The organism is Streptomyces sp. YS-3, from assembly GCF_045257485.1.
In the GTDB taxonomy this organism is placed as follows: domain Bacteria; phylum Actinomycetota; class Actinomycetes; order Streptomycetales; family Streptomycetaceae; genus Streptomyces.
Genome location: NZ_JBJHPC010000957.1, coordinates 1 through 1589 on the forward strand (window position 1 = coordinate 1; position 1589 = coordinate 1589).

Here is a 1589-nt window from a genome sequence, read left to right on the forward strand (position 1 = left end):
GTCCCGGGCGGTCCGCTCCCCGGCGGGCCCGGTCCGCCGCCGCCCTGCCGTCCCGCCACCCCGCCTCATCCGTGACCCCCCGCACCCGCGTCCGTACCGTCCGGGGGAACATTTCCTCCGTCCGTCCCGCGACCGCCACCGCCCGTGTCGCCAGCACCGGCAGCAGATCGGCGGAGGCCGTGGACTCCACCTGACGGGTCGTCGCCGACAAGAGGTCGCCCAGGCGGTTCGCGTACGCCAGCAGGAACGACTGGCGGAACGTTTTCGTCCGCTTGCGTCCGCCCGCCCGCTGCGCCGCCTCCGCGCGCGTCATCGCCGCCGTCCCCTGCACCAGCAGCGAGGTGTAGAGCAGCTCGACCGCCTCCAGGTCGGCCTCGAAACCCACGACCGTGGAGAAGCCGAACTCCCCGTTCCACACCGCCTGGCAGTGGTTGGCCGAGGCCACCGCGTCGAGCAGGATCGCCTTGGCCGTCTCGTACGGCGCGTCCACCCCGATCCTGCACGCCCCCGGCGCATCCCCCCGACGGCCCTCCGACAGGACCGCCTCGTCGATGCTGTGCAGCGCCATCAGCTCCTGCGCCTTGGCGCTCAGCGCCTCCGCCTCCTCCGGGAACTCCGTCGCCTCCGCCTTGGCCAGCAGCCCCCGGATCCGCGTCAGCGCCTTCGGCTCACCATGCGCCGGTGGTACGTACACGGACGCCCCCGGCACCGGCCCCACCGGCTCGATCGCGGGCAGCCGTAGCAGCAGCCGGTACAGCTCCAGCAGCGTCGTCGCGCGCGTGAAGCGGTCCGGCGGCCGTTCGCCGCCCGCACGGACGTCCTCCGCCAGGGCCTCCAGGGCCTCCATCTGCGCGCCCCACCGCCCCGGTAGCCGCTCGTACCGCCTCAGCTGGACGCCGACCAGCTCCACTGCCAGCCGTACGTGCGGCTCCGCCAGCTCGCGCCGGACCATCCGTACGACATCCGCCGGCTGCCACCCCCGCTCCCACGCCCGCCCGACCAGCTCCTGCCCGCGCAGCGCGAGCTCGGCATCGGCGGACGGATCGGCGGCGAGCAGCGAGGCACCCGTATCCAGATCCGCGTCGCCCTCCGCGTACAACGCGGCGGCCAGCGCCCGCTCCACCGTGTTCCCCACCGGCATCGAAGTGCCTCCTTACGCGCGCGTGCCCGACCGCACAGATCGTCGCAGCTGCCGAACACATCCACGAACCGGTCCCCCGCCCGCCGCCGCGCCGCCGAGCGCCGATGTCAGTAGCCGGTGCCAGACTCGCACTCGTGAACGACAAGTGGGCGCTGGCCCCCACCGAGGACGGCGGCGCGCGGCTCGTCGCCCTCGGGCGGGACGGGCTGCCCGAGGGGCCCGTGGTGCACGAGCCCGAACTGGCGGAGGCCGTCCGGTCGCGCCCCGGCGTGGAGCGGTGGGTATGGCGCTCGACCGCCGACGTCTACCCGCGCCTGCTCGCCGCCGGTGTCCGCGTGGAGCGGTGCTACGACATCGAGGCCGCCGAACTGCTCGTCCTCGGCCACGAGGGCCGCCTCGGCGAGCCCCGCTCGGCGGCGGCGGCCTGGGCCCGGCTGCACCACCTGCC

Annotated in this window: 1 protein-coding gene and 1 pseudogene; one reads left to right on the forward strand and one right to left on the reverse strand. The window is 75.0% G+C overall.

The window, feature by feature from the left end; translation table 11 throughout:
* The coding region (locus ACJA3G_RS36680; RefSeq protein WP_406557343.1) for a DUF2786 domain-containing protein at nt 1-1141 on the reverse strand (1141 nt) is incomplete at its 3' end.
* Between the two features lie 134 nt (nt 1142-1275).
* Between ACJA3G_RS36680 and ACJA3G_RS36685 the strand changes: the two are divergent.
* A pseudogene (locus tag ACJA3G_RS36685) lies at nt 1276-1589 on the forward strand (bifunctional 3'-5' exonuclease/DNA polymerase); the annotation flags it as partial.